At 36.0% G+C, this 24,169-nt stretch carries 15 protein-coding genes and 1 tRNA gene; 9 read left to right on the forward strand and 7 right to left on the reverse strand.

Going from position 1 to position 24,169, the window contains the following annotated elements; genetic code table 11:
* Nucleotides 1–2 precede the first annotated feature (2 nt).
* The 4 genes from pulA to AC1DCD_RS03765 all read right to left on the reverse strand — a co-directional run bounded on the left by pulA (nucleotide 3) and on the right by AC1DCD_RS03765 (nucleotide 7,383).
* Nucleotides 3–1,916, reverse strand: a complete 1,914-nt coding sequence (pulA, locus tag AC1DCD_RS03750; protein WP_464639516.1) for a type I pullulanase — start codon at nucleotides 1,914–1,916, stop codon at nucleotides 3–5.
* A 57-nt stretch (nucleotides 1,917–1,973) separates the two neighbouring features.
* On the reverse strand, nucleotides 1,974–4,667 hold the full coding sequence (locus AC1DCD_RS03755; RefSeq protein ID WP_036853695.1) for a 4-alpha-glucanotransferase: 2,694 nt from the start codon (nucleotides 4,665–4,667) through the stop codon (nucleotides 1,974–1,976).
* Between the two features lie 295 nt (nucleotides 4,668–4,962).
* A complete protein-coding gene (locus tag AC1DCD_RS03760) occupies nucleotides 4,963–6,291 on the reverse strand; it encodes an SLC45 family MFS transporter (protein WP_464639518.1) in 1,329 nt (442 codons plus the stop codon).
* A gap of 39 nt (nucleotides 6,292–6,330) precedes the next feature.
* Complete coding sequence (locus AC1DCD_RS03765) at nucleotides 6,331–7,383, reverse strand: LacI family DNA-binding transcriptional regulator (protein WP_008450829.1); 1,053 nt, start codon at nucleotides 7,381–7,383, stop codon at nucleotides 6,331–6,333.
* A 273-nt stretch (nucleotides 7,384–7,656) separates the two neighbouring features.
* On the opposite strand from AC1DCD_RS03765, the gene AC1DCD_RS03770 reads away from it, so the two are divergent.
* From AC1DCD_RS03770 to AC1DCD_RS03780, 3 genes are read left to right on the forward strand one after another with little or no spacing between them, the layout of a single operon-like run.
* Entirely contained in the window at nucleotides 7,657–10,722 is a 3,066-nt protein-coding gene (locus tag AC1DCD_RS03770) for a SusC/RagA family TonB-linked outer membrane protein (protein ID WP_464639520.1), read from the forward strand.
* A 41-nt stretch (nucleotides 10,723–10,763) separates the two neighbouring features.
* Nucleotides 10,764–12,398 carry a RagB/SusD family nutrient uptake outer membrane protein gene (locus AC1DCD_RS03775; protein WP_464639522.1) on the forward strand — a complete coding sequence of 545 codons (1,635 nt, stop codon included), beginning with the start codon at nucleotides 10,764–10,766 and terminating at the stop codon, nucleotides 12,396–12,398.
* Between the two features lie 44 nt (nucleotides 12,399–12,442).
* Nucleotides 12,443–13,606, forward strand: coding sequence for a SusE domain-containing protein (locus tag AC1DCD_RS03780; RefSeq protein ID WP_464639524.1), 1,164 nt, complete (start codon nucleotides 12,443–12,445; stop codon nucleotides 13,604–13,606).
* Between the two features lie 409 nt (nucleotides 13,607–14,015).
* On the opposite strand, the gene AC1DCD_RS03785 is transcribed toward AC1DCD_RS03780, so the two are convergent.
* Nucleotides 14,016–15,689, reverse strand: coding sequence for a S41 family peptidase (locus AC1DCD_RS03785; RefSeq protein WP_464639526.1), 1,674 nt, complete (start codon nucleotides 15,687–15,689; stop codon nucleotides 14,016–14,018).
* Nucleotides 15,690–15,906: 217 nt separating this feature from the next.
* Here AC1DCD_RS03785 and AC1DCD_RS03790 point away from each other — a divergent pair.
* From AC1DCD_RS03790 to AC1DCD_RS03800, 3 genes are all read left to right on the forward strand, one after another.
* A tRNA-Asn gene (locus AC1DCD_RS03790) sits at nucleotides 15,907–15,980 on the forward strand.
* Between the two features lie 463 nt (nucleotides 15,981–16,443).
* The gene (locus AC1DCD_RS03795) at nucleotides 16,444–18,285 is read left to right on the forward strand and encodes a DEAD/DEAH box helicase (RefSeq protein ID WP_464639528.1); all 1,842 of its coding nucleotides are present in this window, start codon (nucleotides 16,444–16,446) and stop codon (nucleotides 18,283–18,285) included.
* 94 nt (nucleotides 18,286–18,379) lie between these two features.
* Nucleotides 18,380–19,669, forward strand: coding sequence for an NAD(P)/FAD-dependent oxidoreductase (locus AC1DCD_RS03800; RefSeq protein ID WP_008446905.1), 1,290 nt, complete (start codon nucleotides 18,380–18,382; stop codon nucleotides 19,667–19,669).
* Between the two features lie 361 nt (nucleotides 19,670–20,030).
* Here the strand turns inward: AC1DCD_RS03800 and glsB are convergent, their stop codons facing one another.
* On the reverse strand, nucleotides 20,031–21,032 hold the full coding sequence (glsB, locus tag AC1DCD_RS03805; RefSeq protein WP_008447097.1) for a glycine N(alpha)-acyltransferase GlsB: 1,002 nt from the start codon (nucleotides 21,030–21,032) through the stop codon (nucleotides 20,031–20,033).
* Nucleotides 21,033–21,087: 55 nt separating this feature from the next.
* Nucleotides 21,088–21,915 carry a lyso-glycine lipid O-acyltransferase GlsA gene (glsA, locus tag AC1DCD_RS03810; protein WP_039863970.1) on the reverse strand — a complete coding sequence of 276 codons (828 nt, stop codon included), beginning with the start codon at nucleotides 21,913–21,915 and terminating at the stop codon, nucleotides 21,088–21,090.
* 263 nt (nucleotides 21,916–22,178) lie between these two features.
* Here glsA and AC1DCD_RS03815 point away from each other — a divergent pair, with 263 nt between their 5' ends.
* The 3 genes from AC1DCD_RS03815 to AC1DCD_RS03825 all read left to right on the forward strand — a co-directional run bounded on the left by AC1DCD_RS03815 (nucleotide 22,179) and on the right by AC1DCD_RS03825 (nucleotide 24,163).
* Complete coding sequence (locus tag AC1DCD_RS03815; protein ID WP_008447059.1) at nucleotides 22,179–22,622, forward strand: division/cell wall cluster transcriptional repressor MraZ; 444 nt, start codon at nucleotides 22,179–22,181, stop codon at nucleotides 22,620–22,622.
* A gap of 64 nt (nucleotides 22,623–22,686) precedes the next feature.
* Nucleotides 22,687–23,643: a 16S rRNA (cytosine(1402)-N(4))-methyltransferase RsmH gene (rsmH, locus tag AC1DCD_RS03820; RefSeq protein ID WP_060933050.1), complete on the forward strand. Its 957-nt coding sequence runs from the start codon at nucleotides 22,687–22,689 to the stop codon at nucleotides 23,641–23,643.
* Nucleotides 23,627–24,163 (forward strand): FtsL-like putative cell division protein, encoded by a 537-nt coding sequence (locus AC1DCD_RS03825; protein ID WP_019036351.1) that lies wholly within the window; start codon nucleotides 23,627–23,629, stop codon nucleotides 24,161–24,163. Before rsmH ends, AC1DCD_RS03825 begins: the two co-directional genes overlap by 17 nt.
* Nucleotides 24,164–24,169: the final 6 nt, after the last annotated feature.

Genomic DNA, 24,169 nt, shown 5'->3' on the forward strand with positions numbered 1-24,169 from the left:
ATTTAGTTGTGTAAGATCAGTGCTGATTGTCTGTCAATCATTACTTCTCCTCCTTGCATCTCTCCTAATCCTTTTTCGTTTATTTGTCCATTTGCACACACAATGGTATAAGTACCATCAGGAATCTGTACCGATTTCAGATCGTTACTACCATTTAGTATAACGTAAATGTCTTTCCATTTATCGCCACCTGCATGATTTTTTAAGTGGAAAGCCACTAAGCAGTCTTGTGAAGGTAAGAACTCTAAGTGCTTACGTACTAAGTCGGCATTACCTAAACGGAAAGCTTTATGAGCCTTTCTAAGTGCTATTAGTCCTTTATAATAATTGAACACATCAGGATAAGTTTTCAGGTTATTCCAATTAAGGTGATTTATAGAGTCGGGTGAATTATACGAATTGTGTACACCTTTCTTATCTCTTAACATTTCTTCTCCGGATAACATGAAAGGTATTCCTTGCGAAGTGAAGACTGCTGTTTGAGCCAATTTGTCTAATCTTATTAGTTCTTCTTGGTCATATTGTGCTTCAGGTATTGATGATTTGATACGATCTACAAGGCACATATCATCGTGGCAACTTACATAAGATATCATTTGTGTAGGCTGAATAGCCCATGGACGTTTAGTGTAATTTACCTTAGAGTAGTCTATTTGAGGGTGACTTATAAAGCCTGCTATACCTGCTTTGATGCTTTCTTCCAAGCCTTTTATTCTTCCAAGAAATCCTGCTTGATGATCATCGGAGAATGGTCCACGTAAGGCATCTCTTAATTCGTCAGAGAAGGCAGCAATGTTAGGAAGTTTGGTCATGTTAGCCTTTACAGCCAATTGTTCTGTAGGAAGTCCACATTTACCAGCACTCCAGCCTTCGCCATAAATAAATATTTGAGGATCTATAGCTGATAATTGTTTGCGTACTTCGTTCATAGTGTTGATATCATGTACTCCCATGAGGTCGAATCTGAATCCATCGATGTGATATTCTTTAGCCCAGTATTTTACGCTTTCTAAGATAAATTGGTGCATGAGTGGCTTTTCGCTCGCTGTTTCGTTACCGCAGCCAGAGCCATTGCATGGAGTTCCGTTTTCATTATAGCGATAATAAGCTTTAGGATATGTACGTTCAAAATTGCTATTATCAATGTCCATGGTGTGGTTATATACAACATCTAAGATTACGCGTATGCCAGCTTTATGTAGAGCTTGTACCATTTGTTTAAATTCTATGATACGCCTTGCAGGCTGTGTGGCATCGTATGAGTAGCTTCCTTCTGGCACATTGTAGTTTAGAGGGTCGTATCCCCAGTTATATTGTGGAATGTTAGGCTTTGTTTCGTCTACAGAAGCATAGTCGAACGATGGTAATATGTGTACGGCGTTAATACCTAATTCCTTTAGATAGTTAATAGCTTTCTTTTCTGTTAAGGCAAGATATTTTCCTTTATGAACTAATCCTGATGAGGCATCTATAGAAAAATCTCTATGATGCATTTCGTAGATTATTAAGTCGGCAAAGTTGTTTGTGGTTACTCTTTTATCTTGTTCCCAGCCTATGGGATTAGTGTTCTTAAGGTCAATTATAGCTCCACGTACCCCATTAACACCCACAGCTTTAGCGAAAACTCCAGGTGTTTCTCCTTTGCCTATATTGAAAGTGTAGAAAACACCATTCAGATCGCCTTTTACGGTGGCTGTCCAGCGGTCTTTTCCTGCCTTTGTCATCTTTATCTTTTTATATGCTTTACCTGATAGCCCGTCTTTGTAAAGACGTATTACAGGTTTAGAAGGTGCGTTAAGACAGAAGGTAGTAGCTTCTTTAGTATAATTTACCTCGTTGAAAACTGTTTGCGCTTTTACTTCTGTTGATAGTAAAAATGCAATTAATGCAGCAGTAAAGTAATGTTTTATTTTCATGTTTTTTATTTGCTAAAGATTTCGATACCTTTAAAGGTACCGAAATCTTCTTTGTTATTATCTATATGACGAGCATACTAAGTCTACTATGTTACTGGTGAAATCGTGTCTATTCATTAGTTCTTCTATACTTATATGCATTCTGTATCGCCAATAATGTTTAGGATTAGCAGGGACATTGATGCGTTCGGCATTGGCATCTTTAAGCCTAAGCTGTTCGTCTATACTCATCCAGTCTTGTATTCCTAAGATGCAAAGCATAGAAGGTGAGTTGAGGTGTCGGCTTACTATATCTCGTGCTAACCAGCCTGGTAGTGGGTGTGGAGCAGGTCCTCCTTGTTGTAACATACCATTAAAATAAGCCTGTGCACGATCCCAATCTTCGTCCCACCATTGTCTTAAGGTAGACATATCGTGTGTAGAAATAGTGCTTACGCTACGGTATGGGTTTTGTGCTAAATATCCAAATCTTACCTTAGGGTCTTTTGGCATGCTCTGAATTTCTAAACTTAGTATTTTTAATTCGTTCATTACCCATGCCACACAGTCTGGTACCATTCCTAAATCTTCTGCACATACTAACATACGTGTAGCGTTTATTAGTTTTGGTAGCTTCTTCATAGCTTCTTGATACCAGAACTGATTGTTACGGCGATAGTAGTAATCGTTGTATAATCGGTTAAAGGTATCTTTATCGCAGTCGTATAAGCTCTCATATATTAGTGATAGCTGTGCTGTAATGCGTGGGTGGAACAAATGCCAGTTTTTGTGGTCACGTACAAAAAGGACGTTGCTTATAAGGGCATAGAGCCCATCTCTAATCCATATATCTGTAGGGGTTTCTTTGCCTTTAAATGCTTCCTCCACTTTACGTTGTGTGTTAAATGCTTCGCGCATTTTATATCTGTCGCCCCATAATGGCTCTATATATTTATTACGCACTTCGTTAGCGTGTTCGCCAAAGATACGATCTAAAATCCAGTCGGTTATAAAAGGCTCGGTGAAGAATTCTTCTTGCCATTTTAGTCCATATCCTTCCACTTCCTCACGGCTCATACCTAATGCAGGTGAGAATTGTCCTAATAATCCGTGTACGGAGTGTATAGGTATTTCCCAAATACGGAAAAAGCCAAGTACATGATCTATGCGATAAGCATCAAAGTATTTTGACATATTTTGAAAACGTCTTACCCACCATCTGCAATTATCTTTTATCATTTCGTCCCAGTTATAGGTTGGGAAGCCCCAGTTTTGTCCGTTTATAGAAAAATCGTCAGGTGGAGCACCTGCTTGTCCGTTTAAATTAAAGTAGCGTGGTTCTGTCCATACATCGCAACCATAGCGGTTTACGCCAATAGGAATATCTCCTTTGAGTATTACGTTATGTGCTTGTGCATACTCATGTACTTCTTTTAGCTGTGTGCTTAATACAAACTGTACGTAATAATAGAAACATACCTCTTTGAAAGCTTCTTCTTTTGGAGAGGTAAGTGCGTTGCGATCTGCTTCGTTCCATTGTTTGTTAGTTTCCCATTTAGAAAAATCGGCAGTGCCAAACTTTTCTCTTAACGAGCAGTATTGTGCATAAGGTACTAACCACTCTTGTTCTTCTTTAAAGAAATCTTTAAACTTTTTGCTTTCTAAAGTCTTTTTGCCTTCTTGCTCAAAGATGTCGTGTAGATAAGCAGTTTTGGTGTTGTTTACACGCTCATAGTCTATTTGTGAAAGTGCGTTAAGCTCTTTGCGCACGGTTTCGTATTGTTTCTTTTTCTTTGCGTCTTTGAGTGCTGGAAGTTGTGTAAGGTCAGCATATTGTGGATGAAGTGCAAAGATAGATATGCATGAGTATGGGTAAGAGTCTGTCCATGTATGAGTAATAGTAGTGTCGTTGATAGGTAGTATTTGTAAGGCACGTTGTTTTGTAAGGCTTACCCAATCTATCATTTTCTTTAGGTCGCCAAAGTCGCCTATACCAAAGCTATTGTTAGAACGTAGTGAGAATACGGGTACTAACGTGCCTGCAACACGAACAGGAGGCATAGAAAAATCAGCCTCTTCCAGTTCTATAACAACAGTATGACCATCTTCCATAGGCATCACGTCTATGGTTCGGTTGTTGCGATTTTCCCAAAGAGTATAGTTTTTCTTATCTTTGTTACTTACAAAGAACTTAAAGTCTAAGCTGCCAGGTAGCAGAGTAGTGGCATTAATGTCTATAACCCATTCGTTGATATTATGTTGTGTCATAGGCAAAGCCTTCTTAACATTCCATGCTCCAAGTAAAGGATTAGAGCCAGATATGTTTAGCACATCTCCTGTCCCAAGCTGTGGGGCACGCACTTTTAATGTAATAGTTTTGTTATACTTTTGCTTCTTAACCTTTTCCTGCTCTTTGTTAAACACGCAATTGGTAACTGCAGAGCTATAAAGGAAAGCATTTTCTGGTATAACATTCCAATGATCGTAAACGTGATAGGTGTTGGCTTGTTCTGCAGAAAATTCCACACGATGCAGTAATACTGCCCATTCACGACGTGTTTCTCTATCACCTTCCTCTAAGCTATAAAAATATTCTAAGGTGGTATCAGGAGTTAGGTCTTTATTTATCTCTACGCTCCAATGATATCCATCTGTGGTGTGCATTCTGTATTGGGCTGTTTCTAATTCTCCTTTATGCTTGTTAGTAACAAGGTTGAGAATAATATCCTGCCCGTAAAAAGTGCTATACTCTATATTAAATTGTATCTTCATATTCTTTTTACTTGTGCTGTTAAGTTATGTTGTTAGTAGAATGTTGTTTCTAAAGAGATTATATACCTGTTGGTAAAATATTACCTTTAAGGTAAAGCTTAATACCCTTTAAATATATAAAAGATATTTATGCTACAAGAAAAATAATTTATTTTCTTTTCATTTTTAATCTATTTTTCCTTTATTTTTAATCTATTTTTATTTTAAAGAGCTTATCTTTTTATGTTGTAAACTATATTTCTTTATGTAAAAAATATAATCTTTTGCCATATAAGAAATGAGCTGTTGTTTTAGTTTATTTCTTTGTTTTATGTTCTTTTATTATGCTAACGCTTAATGCTCCCAGTGCTAACGCTACTCCTGCAACTATCATCATATAGTCTTGTCTTGATCCTACAGCCGACAAGAGAATACCTCCCATTAGTGCAGCAATGATTTGTGGTATGCATATTGTTCCATTAAACAAACCAAGGTAAGCACCCATGTGTCCGTAACCTTCTAAGGCATTTGTAACAAAAGTAAAAGGCATTGCAAGAATTGCAGCCCAAGCGCAACCTATAAGGATAAAAGGAACGAACATAAAATATTGATTATTTACAAATGCAGTCATAGCAAAGCCCACAGCCCCAATAAGTAAAGATAGCCCATAAGCTGTTTTGCGGTTTTTAAACTGTGGTAGTACCATAGCCCAAGCTACCGAACCTATAGACTGAATGGCAAAGAGAATGCCTACCCAGTTGCCTGCTTCCTGATATCCAATAGTACTGGTTGCGTTTTTTGCTAACATGTTTACACCCCAGCAGTTGGCAGCTACAGTACCGTTAGTATAAGTCCACATATACATAAAAGCAAACCAGCTAAAGAATTGTACTAATCCCACTTTCCAAAAAGTGGCAGGAGCATTTTTTAGTAAAGTAATCCAATTAGTCTTATTTTCATTCTCTTCTGTATTTATATTATGGTATTTAGCATATTCCTTAGGGGGCATTTCTTTAACCTTCGCAGTGGTATATAATACACAAAGTATAAGAATAGCTGCACCTATATAAAAGGAATAGACTACCGAATCGGGAACTATACCGTTTGGGGCAGTGTTAGCAATGCCTATAAAAGTAAAGAAGAAAGGGAACACAAAGCCCACTATAGAGCCTGCATTGCAAAGGAAGCTCTGAATGGAATATGCCAACCCTTTTTGCTCTTCATTTACCATATCGCCCACTAACATCTTAAATGGTTGCATGGCCATATTAATACTTGTGTCAAGAAACATAAGCGCAACAAGCCCAAACACCATCGCAGTGCTTATAGCCATACCAAAAGAACCTGCATTAGGAAGCAGACACATTACAAGAACTGCTGCTGCTGCACCAATAAATAAATAAGGTATGCGACGCCCAAAGCGTGTCCACGTCTTGTCGGATAGAGTACCTACTATGGGCTGCACTAAGATACCCATAAGAGGAGGAAGTACCCAAAAATAACTAAGATTGTGAGGATCGGCACCAAGAGTGGCAAAAATACGTGAGATATTAGCACTCTGCAAAGAGTATGCTATCTGCACTCCAAAGAAGCCAAAGCTAAGGTTCCATAATTGCCAAAAACTAAGATTAGGTTTCTGATTCATGATAGTTTTATTTGTTTTCTTTATATTATATTTGTTTTCTTATTTGTTTGTAATAGAGTCGTTAAGACGCTTTGTCGTTCCTCGAAGTATTAAGCGAGTACGAATAATGCGCTTTTCTACTCTGTCTTTTGGTATGATACCTTCTACTTTATCTATTAAGATGTTAGCAGCCTCTTCACCTACTTTTACTCCACGTTGCTCCACTGTCGTGAGCATAGGGTCGCAAGCTATAGCGCGCTGACCATTGGTGAAACCGCAAATGGAAATATCTTCAGGAATCTTATACCCCAAATGCTTACAAACGTAAAGAATGCCTATGGCTGTATCGTCATTGACTGCAAAGAAAGCATCAGGGGGAGAAGGAAGATTTAGCAAGGAAGGGGTTATAGCTTCGGCATCTTCACGATTGTCGCATCGCTTAATATAAGCCTTATCTATAGACAAGCCATGCTTACGCAAAGCATCGTGATAACCATTATAACGATTCTTACCTATTTCTAAATCTACAGTTGTACCATAAAAAGCTATGCGTTTACAACCCGTATTTATAAGGTGTGTAACAGCAGTAAACGTCCCCATATAGTCGTCTACTACTACCATACTTGCCTTTATACTGGTACTAATTCTGTCGAAAAACACAAGAGGAATATCGTTTGCTAATAATTGTTTGAAATGATTAGCATTAGTAGTATGCTTCGATTGAGATACGATAACACCACATACCTGTATCTTTATAAACGATTGGCAGATGCTAACCTCCCTGTCAAAGTCTTCATTACTTTGGGCTACTATTAGCAAATAGCCACGTTGAAAGGAAACTTCTTCTATGCCGGAAAGAATAGAAGAAAAATAATAATGCGTACATTGAGGCAGAATGACACCTATAACACGCATTGTCTTAAGCCTGTTTTTGCGTAAGTTTTCTGCTAAGATATTGGGAGTGAAATTATGCTCGTAAGCATATTGCTTTATCATTTCGCGCTTTTCTGTTGAAATGCGTGGATTGTTTTTTAGAGCACGCGATACCGTAGCCACGGATACTCCGAGGTTCTTTGCAATATCTTTCATTGTGACTTTAGCCTGTTTGGTCATACGGTTCTGCGTTATTTAGAGCTTTATCATAAAGCCATGACAAAAATACATAAATTAGTTATAGTCATTGACGCATGTCAAATGCTTTATTATATTTTAACTATGCAAACGATTGCACATGTAAAAACAGAAATAGTTAGATGAAAATGAATATTAATATTGCCCCCTTGTATATCTTTGCAGTAGATATAGATCTTTTATGATCCTTATTACTACTACAGTCTAAGTAAGATTACTACAATAATAAAATAACAATAACTTAAAGACAACAAGATGAAAAAGGGTAAGTTTAACTTTCCTAGTAGATTAGCCTCCATAATAATGGGGTTGGTTATTTCTGCTAGCGCTTTTGCGCAATCAACAATCAAGGGACATGTAAAAGATGCTTCTGGTGAGCCTATCATAGGCGCATCAATTATTGTTGATGGTACTTCTAAGGGTACAACCACCGATATCGATGGTAACTTTGTTTTGAATGTGGCTCCAGGTACGCCACTTACTATTTCTTACATTGGCTTTAAAAAGCAGCATGTAAATGCTTCTGATGGGCTTAATTTAGTAATGAAAGAAGATGTTGCTAAGCAGATGAACGAAGTTGTGGTTATCGGTTACGGTGCTGTTAAGAAGAGTGATTTGACAGGTTCGGTAGCTGCATTGAAACCAGATGCTAAAAATAAAGGTCTTGTGGTTAATCCACAGGATATGTTAGCAGGTAAGGTAGCTGGTGTGAATGTCGTTAGTGACGGTGGTGCACCTGGTAGTGGTGCTACTATTCGTGTGCGTGGTGGCTCTTCGCTCAATGCTTCAAACAATCCATTAATAGTTATTGATGGTGTGGCAATGGACCAAACTGGTATAAAGGGTGTTAGCAATCCTTTATCTTTGGTTAACCCACAGGATATTGAGTCGTTCAATGTGTTAAAAGATGCATCTGCTACAGCTATTTATGGTTCGCGTGGTTCTAATGGTGTTATCATTATTACAACAAAGAAAGGACGTAAAGGCTTAAAGGTATCTTATAATGGTAGCATGACGGTTAGTATGGTACATAATAACCTTAAAGTAATGGATGGCAACGAATATCGTAAGTTCATTGAAGGGCTTTTTGGTAAAGATAGCAAGGCTTATGGCGTTTTAGGTAAAGCTAATACCGACTGGCAGAGAGAAATACAGCGCACAGCATTAGGACATGATCATAATGTAGCTGTTTCAGGCACTATAGCTTCGCGTTTACCTTTCCGCGTTAGTACAGGTTTTACTAATCAAGATGGTGTTATTAAGACAAGTAATTTTGAGCGTTTTACAGGGGCTCTTAATTTGAACCCTTCTTTCTTTCAAGACCATTTACGTGTTAACTTGAATGCAAAGGTTATGTGGACAAGAAATCGTTATGCTGATGGTGATGCTATAGGCGCTGCACGTATGTTTGATCCTACACAGGCTATAATGTCAAAAGCTGATGATTATAAAAACTTTAAAGGATATTTCCAATGGTTAGATAATGGTGATGCTTTAAATGATCCTACTTGGGCTAAAACTTGTTATTTTTTGGGTACAAAAAACCCAATGTCTATTCTTGATCTTAAAAACGACCGTGCTATTAGTAGAGACTTCTTAGGTAGTGCAGATATCGACTATAAAGTACATGGCTTTGAAGACTTGCGCTTACACCTTACTGCAGGTATAGATAAAGCGTATGGTAAGCAATGGACAGATGTTGACCCTGCTTCTCCACAGGCTGTTTATTATGGTTCACATGGATGGGAAAAACAAGAGAAAGTTAACTCTCAATTGTCTATGTATGCTCAGTATTTCCACGATTTCAATGATAAACTAAAGCAACATGTTGATGTTATGGGTGGTTATGAATGGGCACATTTCTGGCATAATCAGAAAAGCTCTTTTTATGGTATATACCCAAGAACAAACAGAATTTATGGTGGAAAAGATCCAAAAGATATTAAAGACTCAGAATTGAAGAAGATAAATGAAAATAATAAATTATATGAAACAGAAAACTTCTTAGTATCTTTCTTTGGACGTGCTAACTACTCTTTAATGGATGGTCGTTATATGTTTACTGCTACTGTTCGTGAAGATGGATCTTCTCGCTTTAGACAGCATTGGGCATTATTCCCTTCTTTCGCTTTTGCTTGGAAGATGAAAGACGAGGCTTTCTTAAAGGATACTAAATGGTTATCCGACTTAAAACTACGTCTATCTTGGGGTAAGACAGGTCAGCAAGAAGGTATCGGAGATTATAGCTATTTTGCTGTATATGGTTTAAATAAAGGTGCTGATTCTTTCTATAAAATAACAGGTGATGGATCTTTAGCTCGTCCTGAAGCTTATAATCCAGACTTGAAATGGGAAACTACTACTTCTTATAATGTTGGTTTAGATTGGGGTGTCTTAGGACAGCACCTAACAGGAACTATTGATTGGTACTATCGTAAAACTACCGATCTGCTAAACGTAACTACTGTAGCTGCTTTACAAAACTTTAAAAACACTGTGTTGAGCAATATCGGGTCTATGCGTAATACTGGTATTGAGGCTACTATACATTGGTTAGCTGTAAGCCAGAAGGATTTTAACTGGACTATGGATTACAACATAACATATAACGATAACAAAATACTAAATCTTAATGGTAGCAATGATCCTAAATATTTTGTTCCTACTGGTGGTATTAAAGCTGGTAATGGTAACAAAATACAAGGACAACACGTAGGTAATACTATCAATGCTTTCCATGTTTTCCAACAAGCTTATGATAAAAATGGTAAGCCTATAGAAGGTGTGGTTGTCGATCGTAACAAAGATGGTCAGATAACTGATGATGATAAGTATTATTATAAATCACCTGCAGCTCCTGTTACTATGGGTTTTGCTTCTCGTGCAGAATATAAAAACTGGGACTTAGGGTTTGCCCTTAGAGCAAGTATTGGTAATTATGTTTATACTGATATGTTCTCTTCTGCAGAAAGTATGGCTAAGAGTAACATCTTCTTCCAAGATAAAGTTCTTTATAATCGTCCTTCTTATAATGTTCCTTTCAACTGGCAGTCTTATGATACAAAAGCTATTTTGTCAGATCGTTGGGTACAAAACGCATCTTTCTTAAAGTTGGATAATATTACTTTAGGCTATTCTTTTAGCAACTTATTCCCAAGCAGAAAGTGTAATAAGCTATCAGGGCGTGTATATCTAACAGCTAATAATGTGTTTACTGTAACTCAATATGATGGTATAGATCCTGAAGTTTATAATGGTATTGATAACAATCTATATCCACGTCCATTCTCTATTATAATGGGTCTTAACTTGAATTTTTAATTAGCTTATAGAAAAAATAGAGAATAAAAATAAATATAACTATGAAGATTAATTTTAAACATATATTTTCTGCATCATTTTTGTTGATGACAGTAGGATTGGTTAGTTGTGTAGGTGATTTAAATGTTACACCAAAAGATCCAAACCTAAAAACAAAAGAAAAGATTAGTGCTGATGCAGCTTTCAATAAGTGTTATGCTAACTTAGCCTTAGCTGGTAATGGTGGTGCTACTGGCGATTGCGATGTAGATGGTATTGATGGTGGTACCTGTGGATTTGTACGTCAGCTATTCAATTCTGAAGAGCTTACCACTGATGAGGCTATATGTGCATGGGGAGATGAAGGTATTGCTAACTTCAATTTTAACAGCTATGATGCATCTCACCCTATGCTCCGTGGTTTCTATTATCGATTGACAACAGGTATTACTTTCTGTAATCAATATTTGAAAGATTTTGGAACTCATGATGCTACAATGACAGCAGAAGTACGTTTTATTCGTGCTTTGGAATATTTTTATTTACTAAATGGCTGGGGAAATGTGCCATTTTCTACAGAAATATCTAGTGAAAAGCCAAAGCGTGTAGAGCGTGCCGAGCTTTATAAATGGCTGTTAGAAGAGCTCAAAAATGAGGTAGAACCAAAGCTAAGCGAGCCTAAAGTAAAAACATCTACTGATCCTGAATACGGTAGAGTAGATAAGACAGCAGCATGGTTATTGTTAGCACGTTTATATCTAAATGCTGAAGTTTATACAGGTAAACCAGAATGGACTAATGCAGCTGAATATGCTAAGAAAGTAATTGACTCTCCTCACAAGCTTTATACTGGAGAAGCTAAGAATGGTTGGACGGCATATCAGCAACTGTTTATGGGTGATAATGGCGAGAATGGTTCATCTGTAGAAGCCATATTACCAGTGTTACAAGATGGTTTAAAGACAACTTCATGGGCTACTACTATTTTCTTAATGGCAGGTTGTAACGATGCAAATGTTCATGTAAAGAGCGAATCAGTACCAGGTAATGGTACAACACAAGGTTGGGGTGGTAACCGTATGCGTAAGGATCTTGTAGAAAAGTTTTTCCCAAAAGATAATGCACCTGAAGTTTCAGCTTGTGAGATGCCTAAAAAAGCAAAAGACGACCGTGCTATCTTCGACGCAAAAGGTAGAAAATTAGATAATGGAGACAATAAAGATGGCGTAGCAATCTTTACTAATGGTTATGCTGTTTGTAAGTTTAACAACTTTAAAACTGATGGTACTCCTGGATCTAGTTCTACTTTCTCAGATGCAGATTTCTTCTTAATGCGTTCTGCTGAGGCTTATTTAATATATGCTGAAGCTACAGCACGTGCTAATAATGATACACCTACAACAGAGGGTATTAAGTATTTAAACGAATTGCGTAAGCGTGCTCATGCTGAGAAAAAGGATAGTTATACGATGAGAGAAATATGTGATGAATGGAGTAGAGAATTCTATTTTGAAGGATTACGCCGTACAACACTTATTCGTTTTGGATACTATGGTGGTAACAACAATTATAATTGGGTATGGAAAGGCGGCGTAAAGGAAGGTCGTAATATAGATGCACACTTAAATTTGTTTGCAATACCTACTACAGATCTAAATGCTAATGCTGAAAATCTTAAGCAGAATCCTGGTTATTAATAATGGCTTATAAAATAACTTTAAACATTAAAAGACAATTAATTATGAAGACAATATTAAAAACATCCTTAGCTCTTTTGGCAGGTGTTGCATTATTTTCTGCTTGTGATAAGGATATGGAAGATAATCCTACATTGCAAACACCTAAAGAGTTTATTTTGAATACTCCAGGATATGCTAACTATGTTGTGGATTTAGCTACTCAAGACAGCTTAAAGTTTACTTGGGAGCAGCCAAAATATGGTTTTAGGGCAGAAGTAGAGTATGGAATGCAGTTTTCTGCTTCTAATAAATGGAAGTTGGCTACAGATAAGGTAGATAATCAAGGTAGTGTTATTGCCGATTATGCTAATGTAGGTGGAAACACTCACTCATTACATCATGCAGTAGCAGTGAAAGAGCTTGCTAAGGCTATTCAGGAACTGAAGCGCTATTCTGAAAAGGAGCCTATTGGGAGCTTAGACCTTTATGCTCGTACCTTTGCTGTATTTGAAGGTGATACTTTATTTTCAAAGCCTATAATGATAAAGGTTAAGCCTTATTATGTAGCTCTTGCTAAAGCTCCTATTGAAACTTGGTATATGATAGGTGATGGTATTGGTGAACATAATTGGAGTGATCATATCCCATTGTTGCCTTTAGGCGATCATAAGTATGATGCTAAGACAGGTAAAGGCGTTATATCTTGGACAGGATATTTGAACGGTAAAGGTTTTAAAGTAAAGAAGAATCTAAACAATTGGGATGATCAGTTTGGACAGGGTAGTTCTTTTGGTGAATTTAAGAAGAAAGATGGTGGTAATATAATGGTACCTAAACCTGGCTATTATACTGTAACTTTAGATACTAAGAATGAGAAGTTGACAGTAGAAGAGTATAAGGGTACAGCTCCAACATCTGTTTATCCTAAGATGTTTATTCCTGGTAGTTATGGCGCAGAGCAATGGAAGCCAGAAAGCCAAACTCCTATGACAGCTTTAGGTTCTAAAGATTACAACCATGATTGGAAGGCTACTATAGAGCTTAAAGAGGATGCTCCTGATGGAGGTGGATTAAAGTTTGCTGCAGGAAGCTGGGATCATAACTGGGGTGGTAAAGCATTCCCTTATGGAGCAGGAAGTAGTGATAATATAATGTACAAGAAAGGTACTTATACTGTTTACTTCAATGATATTACAGGGCAGTATTCTTTTGTAAAGCAGAAGTAAAAACATCATACTGGAATAAGATTATAGAGGCTTGCATTTTTAGGTGCAAGCCTCTATTTTTATGGTATTATTTCATGGGTATATAGCTGTTAACTACGTTGCTGTGGTGTAGACTTTTACGATATTTGTAAGAGAAGTCCATAATAGTGCTTAAAGGAAAAGGTGTTCCCTTGTTAATGATAGTAAAAAATCTGCCTTACTAAGGCTTGTAATTTTACCAAATAGCCTATATGATGTAAGTGGTATAGGGATTATGTTTTATTGTAAAAGCCAGTGAAGAGTAAGCGTTTGTGTTGTATATATATTTTTTTTGTTTATTGTTATGACAAATAAAGCACCTCAAATGTGGTTATATTTACACATTTGAGGTGCTTTATAGTATGCTATGAAAGTAAGTCTTTTATGATAGTTAATTGGCTATTTTAAGAATGTTGTTGTACTCTTTGATGTTGTTTAAGATGTCTTTAGCTTTTTTCCATTGCTTATCCCACTGAAGAGAATTTTCTATTCCTCCTCGCTGATAATAGTACACACGCACGAGGTTAGCACTTAAAATTTGTCTTAAAATGTTGCTATTAAAGTCGAGGTCTTTTGCTATGTTGTGCTTTAGCTTTTTCTTTAGTGCTTCAAATTCAGGCTTTGCATCTTCGTAATAGCCTTCAAATTTGGTTAGTTTTTCTAACTGTTCTAAATATTTTTTGCTTTCGCGATCATATTTAAACCCACTTTTTATAACACTTTCTTTAAAGTCGTTGTAGTCAGCATCTGTAATATTGAAAGTTTTTGCATCACTTATATAAGGGTGATTTTTGATGTATTTCATTTCCCAGTTATGCATAGTCTCTGTAGAATCTTGCCCTGTAGATGCAAGATAAAAAGCGATATTAGGTAGTGAGTCAGGTTTTATTTCTATATCAGGCTTAATTCCTCCGCCATCTCTTACTATACGTCCTTTTTGGGTATGAAACTCTCTTGTAAGTGAGTCGGGTACGTGTTCTATGTATCCTCCTTTGTTATGTTTGTAGTTAATGGCTTGTATGCATCTGCCACTTGGTATGTAATATTTAGCAGTAGTTAGTTTTAAGTTTCCATTATAAGGCAGGTCTATAGTAGTTTGCACCAAACCTTTTCCGTATGTTCGTGTGCCTAAAATGACTGCTCGGTCTAAATCTTGTAGACAGCCGCTTGTAATTTCACTTGAACTGGCAGTTTCTTCATTTACTAAAACAACAATAGGCATAACTGTATCTATAGGCTCTACAGTAGTTTTATATTCTCTGTTTGCACTTTTTAGTTTGCCTAAGTTTTTAACCAGTGTAATTCCTTTAGGTACAAACATGTTTACGATGTTTATAGCTTCCTGTAAAGATCCGCCACCATTGTTACGTAAATCGAGAACAAACTTTTTCATTCCTTTGTTTTTCATATCGATGAAAGCTCTTCTAACTTCTTTAGAGCATTCGGTAGTAAATTGTTTTAGGCTTAGATATCCTATACCATTTTCCTGTAATCCATAGTATGGTACAGCTGGCATTTGTATCATTTTACGTGTAATTTTTAGTTTTATTATTTTGTTATTTGTAGGTCTTATAATCTTTAGAATAAAACTTGTGCCAGCGTCTCCGCGCAGATGTTCACTAACAAACTTGGTATCTTTGTTTCTTATATCAATATTATCAATAGATAGCAAAACATCTCCTTTCTTTAATCCTACTTCTGCTGCAGGCATATTTTCATATGGTTCTTCTATAGTTACGCGTTTAAGTGCTAAGTCATATCGTATTATAGCCCCTATTCCAGCATATTTTCCTGTTATCATAAGGTTAAGATCTTTAACATTTTCAGCGGGGTAATATACAGTGTATGGGTCGAGTGAGCGTAACATATAGTTAATACTATTTCCTACCACCTCATCTGCATTTAGCGTATCTACATACATCATATCTAAGTATTTGTAGATAGATGAAAATGTTTCAATGTTTTTAGCCACTTTAAAGTTGTGCTCTTTGTCTGTTTTTGTTTGTGCAGTTGCTAATCCGAGTGTAAGCAAGCATAATGTTAATGATATAATATATTTTCTCATAATTTAATATTTTTCTTTACCAAAACCATATTTTTGTGTTATTGTGTATTGTGATAGGTATATGTACTGCAAAAGTACATATATATATTGTGATACCTACCTTTTGATTATCCATTTTAGAAAAAAACACATTAAAAGGATATTTTTTTGCTAAAAAGTTTGGTAGAAAGTAGAAAACTCTGTACCTTTGCAATCGCTTAAAGGATATAAGTATTCTGCTTCAGTAGCTCAGTTGGTTAGAGCACCTGACTGTTAATCAGGGGGTCGTTGGTTCAAGCCCATCCTGGAGCGCATCAAAGAGACAATTTGATATTGTCTCTTTTTTTTATATTGTTCTTTCTCCTGTTTGCTTTTTATAGTGTTGTAAAGTATATATAATGTAGGTAAATAAAGGTGCAAGTATTTTCTTTAATGTTATGCTTTCTTTTTGTTTAAATAAATAGTTTTAGTGATAGTTGTGTAAATATGTTTAATGTTATAGTATGTATAAATATTTGATTTATAAATAGTTTTATTCTTATTTGTCAAAATTTAAGCGTACCTTTGTATTTAGGAAAGAAACGTACCACTTGATAAGGCTAAGTAGGCACTAAAAAGTATTTAAATTATTCTACGAGGAGTAATATAATAGGTGTAATGCATTCAGGCTTTCTATGTTAGTTGTTAAGAGCTAATAAGTTTTTTATTGTTATGCGGGTTCGTATTGTGGTTAGTTTTCTTTTCTATATTAGGATAATAATAAAAACAAACGAATTTGAAGACTTTTGAAGAGTTAGGTGTTAGCGAGGATATTCGCAAAGCCATTGAGGAGCAGGGATTTGAGTATCCTATGCCAGTACAGGAAGAGGTAATTCCTTATTTATTAGGTAATCGTAATGATGTTATAGCGTTAGCTCAGACGGGAACGGGTAAAACAGCAGCATTTGGATTGCCATTATTACAGCGTATAGATACCAGTAGAAAGGAAACTCAAGCCATAGTGCTTAGTCCTACACGTGAGTTGTGTTTACAGATAGCCGATGATTTAAAGGATTTTAGTAAGTATATTCCCCATTTACATATAGCAGCCGTTTATGGTGGTACGTCTATAGAGGCGCAGATTAAGGAGTTAAAGCGTGGTGTTCAGATTATAGTAGCTACGCCTGGTCGTCTTATAGACTTGATGCATCGTGGTAAGGCTAAGTTAGAAAATGTATGTAACATTGTGCTTGATGAAGCTGATGAGATGTTAAACATGGGTTTTCAGGATAGTATTACCGAGATTTTAAGTGGTGTTCCTGAGGATAGAAATACTCTTCTTTTCTCTGCAACAATGAGTAAAGATGTGGAGCGTGTAGCTAAAGGATATTTACACGACTATAAGGAGATAGTAGTAGGTAGCCGTAATGAAGGTGCTGAGAGTGTAAACCATATTTATTATATGGTAAATGCTAAGGATAAATATTTGGCTCTTAAGCGTTTAGTAGATTTTTATCCAAAGATATATGCAATAGTTTTTTGTAGAACTAAGTTAGAAACACAAGAGGTTGCTGACAAACTTATCAAAGATGGCTATAATGCAGAGGCTTTACATGGTGATTTGTCTCAACAGCAACGCGACTTAACAATGCAGAAATTTCGTTCACACCTTACACAGATTCTTGTAGCTACCGATGTGGCTGCTCGTGGATTGGACGTTACAGAGCTTACCCATGTTATAAATTATGGTTTACCAGATGATATAGAGAATTATACACATCGTTCAGGTCGTACAGGTCGTGCAGGAAAGAAAGGCACTTCTATTGCTATTATTCACTGTCGCGAGAAGTATAAAGTGCGTAATATAGAGCGAGTTATAGGTAAAGAGTTTGTAGATGGTACGCTTCCTTCTGCTGAAGAAATATGTAAGAAACAGCTTTTTAAAACTATGTCCGATATACTAAAGACAGATGTCGACGAAGAGCAGATAGCTCCTTATGTAAAGGATATTAAGCATCAGTTTGAATATATTGATAAAGAAGATCTTATTAAAAAGATTGTTTCTGTAACATTTGGTCGCTTTTTAAATTATTACAAAGACGCAGAGGATATAGAGAAGCCTACAGCTCAAAGCCGTAAGGCTGAGCGTCGTAATGATAGAGGTAATGGTAGGAGCAATAGGGGAGGCGATCGTAATCGTGGCTATAGTAAGGCAGAACGTGGCTTTAAACGTTTGTTTATAAATCTTGGAAAAGATGATGGTTTTTATCCCGGCGAGGTGATGCAGTTTATAAACAAACATGTACATGGAAGGCAAACAGTAGGTCATATAGACTTGCTTAAGAAGCAAAGCTATATTGAAGTACCGGAGCGCGATGCACGAAAAGTAAAGGACGCGCTTTCTGGAACAAGCTATAAGGGTAAGGAGGTGCGTTGTAAAGATGCAGAAGATGTGAGCAGAAGTCGTAAAGGGCGAACGGGTAAGCATAGCGGTTATCGTAAAGAAGACGATTTTAGCCGTAAGATATACGGTAAAGAAGATTGGAAAAACCTTATAGGTAATAATGATATAAACCTTAAAGGAGAGGAACCAAACTTTGCCGAGGAAGGCTGGGCACGCCGTCGTCCAAAGAAATGATAATAAGAGGAAATATAGTGTTTTACCATTATGGTATTATAAGTAAACTAATATAAAAGATAAGATATTTTTAGACTTTAAAATAAAAAAGAATATGGAAGCTGATATTTCTGGTAATATTAAGAAAAGTATAGTTATTATAGGTGGTGGACTTGGTGGATTAGAGTTAGCTACACGCTTAGTAAAAACCGACTTTCAGGTTACTTTGATAGATAAGAATAATTATAACCACTTCCCTCCTTTGATATATCAAGTAGCATCAGCAGGACTTGAACCAAGCAGTATATCTTTTCCTTTTCGTAGGTTATTTCAGGAAAAAGATAATTTCTTTTTTCGTATGGCTACAGTAGAGAAGATAGAAACAGAGCAAAAGAGGGTAGTAACTTCTATAGGAGATATAGAATATGATTATTTGGTAATTGCTGCAGGTGCAACAACTAATTATTTTGGTAACAAGCAGATACAAGAAAACTGTTTGCCTATGAAGACCGTTTCTGAAGCTATGCATCTTCGTAATACTATTTTACGCAATTTGGAAAAGGCAGAAATAGAGAAAGATCCTGATAAGAAACAGGCTCTAATGAATGTTGTTATAGTAGGAGGAGGTCCTGCAGGAGTAGAGATAGCCGGGGCAGTAGCTGAAATGAAGAAGAACGTTATAGCACGCGATTATCCTCATTTAGCAGCTAATAATCGTATGCATATCTATTTAGTGAATGCTGCCGACAGGTTGTTATCTACTATGGACGAATACTCTTCTCAAAAAGCATTGGAAGGATTAAAGGCTCTTTATGTGCATGTGCGACAGCCATATATGGCTTTAAGCTATGAAAATGGTGTGCTGAAAACTGATAAAGGATTAGATATTCCTGCCGAAACTGTAATTTGGGTAAGTGGTGTTTGTGCAACACATATAGAAGGATTGCCGAAAGATAGTTATGGAAGAGCCGGTCGTATAAAAACAGATCGTTTCTGTAAGGTAAAAGGAGTGGAAGATGTATATGCTATAGGTGATATAAGTTTTGTTGAAGGCGATGAGGAATATCCTAATGGTCATCCACAGCTTGCGCAAGTAGCAATACAACAAGCTAAGTGTGTTGCAAAGAATTTTGAAGCAGAAGTAAAAGGTAAAAGCCCAGAGATGTTTAAATATAAGAATCTCGGCACTATGGCTACTATAGGACGCAACCGTGCTGTTGCAGAGATAGGGAAAAGCAAGTTTAGCGGATTTTTTGCATGGTTCCTTTGGTTAGTAGTACATCTTAGATCTATACTTGGGGTAAAAAATAAGACAATCATTCTTCTGAACTGGCTATGGGGATATATTAATTATAAGCAAAGTCTTAGATTAATACTAAAGGCAGATGATAAAAATAAAGAGTAAGAGTAATGGTAATATAATTATTAAGCGAATATGTAATAATCTACATATTCGCTTTTTTATTAGAAAGAGCAGGTATAAGTAAATAATATAGCCAGCTTTTTGTGGTAAAGAGGTGGCTTTTATAAGCGTAAGATATAATCTTTTTCTAAAAAAGAAAGTACCTTTTGTAGGAAAAATAACTTATTTTTAATATAAAAATAGATTAAAAATGCTACAAAAATAAGTTATTTTTCTTTTCCGTACTTGTTTTTTGTTGTTTATAGCATTGTTATTTTAACCTTATATAGAGGTGTTTTTATTTATTAAGATATAGCCTTATATTTATATTATTTATAAAGTGATTAGCAACTTTCTTATGTTGTTATATTTGTTTTTTATCTATTTTGTATATTAGCTTATTAGCCCCACTTGTAAAAGCTATTGACTCTGGGTGCTCATTAGCGTAGCTTTCTATATGACGAATGCGTTTTTCTTCAAATATTTCGTCAATAGCTATAAGTATTCCTGTTTCTTCCACTTCTCCAAAACCATAGTTAATGGCAGTGCCAAATGTTTTCATAGTAGGTGATAGGTTCATATACGCATTTACTAATGGAGGAATATTATAACCTAAGTTGCGTATTTCGGTATTTAAGAGCTTGTAATCTTCTTTAAAGTTGTCGCCGGAGAAGAACTTTTTAAGTTCGTCTTCAGGGGTATCAATTTTTAGAGGTTTGATAGGAATAATAAGGTTTTCTTTATCATCGAAATATTTTTTTAGGAAATAAAGAATGAGATCTCTCCCTCGTCTTATGTAAGAAGGGTACATAGTAACCTTACCAAAAAAGTATTTACAGTTAGGCTTTAATACGGTAAGAGCTCCTAAGCCGTCCCAAAGGTTATCAAGAGCGAAAATACTTTTAGAGTTGCGTCTTATGTTTTGATATCCTAAAGATACGAAAGACCTGCCAAGCTCTACGGTGTAAGGAGCATACTCTTTCATAAATTTCTCAGAGAAGTGGAACATATGGCTTGTAGCAAGTAAAGGCTGTCCGTTAGCATCTTTTTTCCAATCTTCTCCAAAGATATATCTATATCCTCCTATTATTTCTTCTGCTTCAGGATTCCATACTATAAGCTGTTTACAACAATTCTCCATCGAATCGAAATCATCTATATCAACAGCTTTACCTGTTCCTCCACCTGCAGTTCTGAAAGCTTCCTCGCGTAAGCGTCCTATCTCTAACATAGTGTTAGGAGAGTTTTGTGCAGTTACAACATATACTTCGTTGTGGCTTTTATTTGTCTTGCGCAGTAATTTATCTAATGTAAGCTCGCTCTTTATTAGAGCCTTATCCACAGGCTTAATTATTTCTTCTTCCATAAATATGGTTACTTAAAAGTGTCTTGTGTTTGTTTGTGTTAAGATAATGGTTTTATTATAATTCATAAACCTTATCTTCTACATATTTTGCCCACTCTTTAGGAGTTTTACTCTTATCAAAGGTTTGCCAAGGTATAGGCTTGCCTATGTTTATGTAAAAAGTTTTTCCTATATTTTTATACATTTCATCAACAAGAAATAGCATTGCTAAGTTTATCTTTTTTAAGTATTTATCGCTGAAATGAGCAATGCGATAGAAGCGTTCAGAGTTTTGTCCACCAAAGAAAATAGGTACTATATCGCGTTTATATTCCACGCTTTTGGTGATAAAGGTTTTTTTCCAAGGAAGGTCATGTATATGCCCATTTATCTTTCTGCTATTAAGCCCGGCTGGGAACATTATGATGTGATTATTGCTTTGAAAGCCAGCTTCAATCATTTTAGGGAAGTCTCTGTGTTGTTTTCCTGTTTTGTTTATACCGATGCTTATAGGCTTTAGACTGGGCAGATTTAATAATAGGTCGTTAACTAAATATTTAAACTTACCGTCATAATGCCGCCCTATTATAGCACCAAGCGCAACACCATCTTGACCACCTAAAGGATGATTTGAAACAAAGGTATAAAACTTACCGTCATCTTTCTTAGGCAAATTTTCTAAACCATTTATTTTGAGCGTCATACCGAGATATTTCATACATTCCTCAAGCCATTCTGTACCTGAAAAGGACCTTGAATCCCATAGAAACTTGTTTACTTGTTCTTCGTGGATTATGCCCTTTAACCAGTTAATAGCAAAGCGAGGTACAAACCTTGCTTTGTTTCCCATTTTACTCTTGAGAATGTTCTCAATATCAATAGTTTTCTGAATACTTTCTCCCATATTCTTCATTTCCCAAAACAATATGCAAAAATAAATAAATATTTTTGGAAATTACCATGTTATTAGTATAAATATTGAAATATATGCGTAATTTGTTATATTAATTAAATTTTATTTCTCACTTTTTTTGATATCACCCGTATAGTAAAAAAAGGAAAAACTCTTAGTTGGATAAAATATTGTGGGGGAATGTGGAGGAATGTGGTGAAATTTATGTAACTTTGGGGTCTACTTAGGTATTGTATAAAAATAAAATTGTTATTATGAGGTTTCTTGGCAATGTAGATGCAAGGGTAGATGTAAAGGGTAGGGCTTTTTTCCCATCTACGTTTCGTAAGATACTAAGTGTGTCTGGCGAAGAATCTCTTATTATGCGAAAAGATCTTTTTGAGCCGTGCCTTGTGCTTTATCCACAGTCGGTGTGGAATGATAGGTTAGATACTTTAAGAGCCAAGTTAAGTAGATGGAATAAGCGTGACCAGATGGTTTATCGTCAGTATGTTTCTGATGTAGAGGTGATTACTTTAGATACTAACGGTAGGATACTTATACCTAAGCGTTATCTCTGTCTTGCAAATATAGAGCAAGAGATAAGTTTTATAGGTATGGATGATAGCATAGAAATATGGTCAAAGGGTAACACTTTAGAGGAGTTTATGCCCTATGAAGAGTTAGGAAAAGCTTTAGAAGACTTAATGGAAAAGTAATGAAGGCATTTTAAATGCCATAAAAAGATATTTTTAAGAAACAACAATAATAATAGCAACTATAATGATAAAAACTGCTGAAAGCTACCATGTCCCCGTTCTTCTCAAAGAGAGTGTTGATGGATTAAACATTCGTAAGGGTGGCATCTATGTAGATGTTACTTTTGGTGGTGGTGGCCATAGTAGAGAGATATTATCCCATTTATCAGGCGATGCTCATCTTTATAGTTTTGATCAAGATTTAGATGCTGAGCAGAACATAAAGTATCTTACTGAAAGTGATAAAGAACTTAGTAAGAAATTTACTTTTGTGCGTTCTAACTTTAGGTATCTAAAGAACTGGATGCGTTATTATGGTGTAGATAAAATAGATGGATTGATAGCCGATTTGGGTGTTAGTAGTCATCATTTTGATGATGAAAATCGTGGTTTTTCTTTTCGTTTTGATGATGCTCCTTTAGATATGCGTATGAATAAGGAGTCTGGTAAGCAGGCTTTTGATGTTTTAAATGATTATAAGGAGGAAGATTTGGCGAGACTATTTTATGTCTATGGCGAGCTAAAACAGTCTAAGCGCATTGCTGCAGCGATAGTAAAGGGTAGGGCAAATAAGGCTATAAGGACTACAACAGACTTTTTAAAAATAGTCAATCCTTTTTTTATGCGTGTTAGGGAAAAGAAAGATATGGCAAAGCTGTTTCAAGCCCTGCGTATAGAAGTGAATCAGGAAATGCAGGCTTTAACCAAGATGCTTACATCGGCGATAGAGCTTTTAGCCCCTGGTGGGCGTTTGTCTGTGATAACTTACCATTCGTTAGAAGATCGTTTGGTTAAGAATTTTATGAAATCTGGTAATGCGGAAGGAAAGATTTCTCAAGATTTCTTTGGTAGGATAAAAACTCCTTTTAAGTTGGTAAATAACAAAGTGATTGTTGCCACAGATGAAGAAATAGAGAGAAATCCTCGAAGTCGTAGTGCAAAATTAAGAATTGCAGAGAAGAAACATGAAGAAAGAGGATAAAAAAGAGGAAATAGCAGATAATACTGTTTTACCTATAAAAGAAGAACAGTTAGCAGAGGTGCATACATTATCTGTTGAGGGAAAAGAAGAAGTAAAAGAAGATGAAGAAAAGGAAGCAGAGTCTGAGGTAGAAGAAAGGATAGATAGGATAGAAAGAGCTTTGCAAGATCAAGCTCAAGAGGGCGAGAAGCCGCAGTCGTCTAGTTTTACTTTTACCAAGATTATAGGTGGAGATATTCTTTCAGCTCAAGTGCTTCGCAATAATATAGGTTTGATCCTGTTAATAGTGTTATTTATTATTATTTATATTACTAATAGATATAATGCTCAGAAGTATTTGATAGAGATAGATAAGCTGAATACAGAGCTGGAAGATGCTAAGTATAGAGCTCTCTCAAGTAGTAGTCAGCTAACAGAGAAGACGCGTGAAAGCCATATACTCGAGTTGCTTAAAAACAATAAAGACAGTGTGCTTAAAATATCAGATAGGCCTCCCTATATAATAAATGTTCCAGAATAAAAGAAT

It is taken from the genome of Prevotella sp. C0209C1 (assembly GCF_056583855.1).

Excerpts from the sequence above, each read along its gene's own strand:
- AC1DCD_RS03755 (WP_036853695.1), bottom strand. The coding sequence starts at position 4,667 with ATGAAGATACAATTTAATATAGAGTATAGCACTTTTTACGGGCAGGAT.
- AC1DCD_RS03800 (WP_008446905.1), top strand. The coding sequence starts at position 18,380 with ATGGAAGCTGATATTTCTGGTAATATTAAGAAAAGTATAGTTATTATA.
- AC1DCD_RS03760 (WP_464639518.1), bottom strand. The coding sequence starts at position 6,291 with ATGAATCAGAAACCTAATCTTAGTTTTTGGCAATTATGGAACCTTAGC.
- AC1DCD_RS03780 (WP_464639524.1), top strand. The coding sequence starts at position 12,443 with ATGAAGACAATATTAAAAACATCCTTAGCTCTTTTGGCAGGTGTTGCA.
- glsA (WP_039863970.1), bottom strand. The coding sequence starts at position 21,915 with ATGGGAGAAAGTATTCAGAAAACTATTGATATTGAGAACATTCTCAAG.
- AC1DCD_RS03770 (WP_464639520.1), top strand. The coding sequence starts at position 7,657 with ATGAAAAAGGGTAAGTTTAACTTTCCTAGTAGATTAGCCTCCATAATA.
- glsB (WP_008447097.1), bottom strand. The coding sequence starts at position 21,032 with ATGGAAGAAGAAATAATTAAGCCTGTGGATAAGGCTCTAATAAAGAGC.
- AC1DCD_RS03765 (WP_008450829.1), bottom strand. The coding sequence starts at position 7,383 with ATGACCAAACAGGCTAAAGTCACAATGAAAGATATTGCAAAGAACCTC.
- AC1DCD_RS03785 (WP_464639526.1), bottom strand. The coding sequence starts at position 15,689 with ATGAGAAAATATATTATATCATTAACATTATGCTTGCTTACACTCGGA.
- AC1DCD_RS03775 (WP_464639522.1), top strand. The coding sequence starts at position 10,764 with ATGAAGATTAATTTTAAACATATATTTTCTGCATCATTTTTGTTGATG.
- pulA (WP_464639516.1), bottom strand. The coding sequence starts at position 1,916 with ATGAAAATAAAACATTACTTTACTGCTGCATTAATTGCATTTTTACTA.
- AC1DCD_RS03825 (WP_019036351.1), top strand. The coding sequence starts at position 23,627 with ATGAAGAAAGAGGATAAAAAAGAGGAAATAGCAGATAATACTGTTTTA.
- AC1DCD_RS03815 (WP_008447059.1), top strand. The coding sequence starts at position 22,179 with ATGAGGTTTCTTGGCAATGTAGATGCAAGGGTAGATGTAAAGGGTAGG.
- rsmH (WP_060933050.1), top strand. The coding sequence starts at position 22,687 with ATGATAAAAACTGCTGAAAGCTACCATGTCCCCGTTCTTCTCAAAGAG.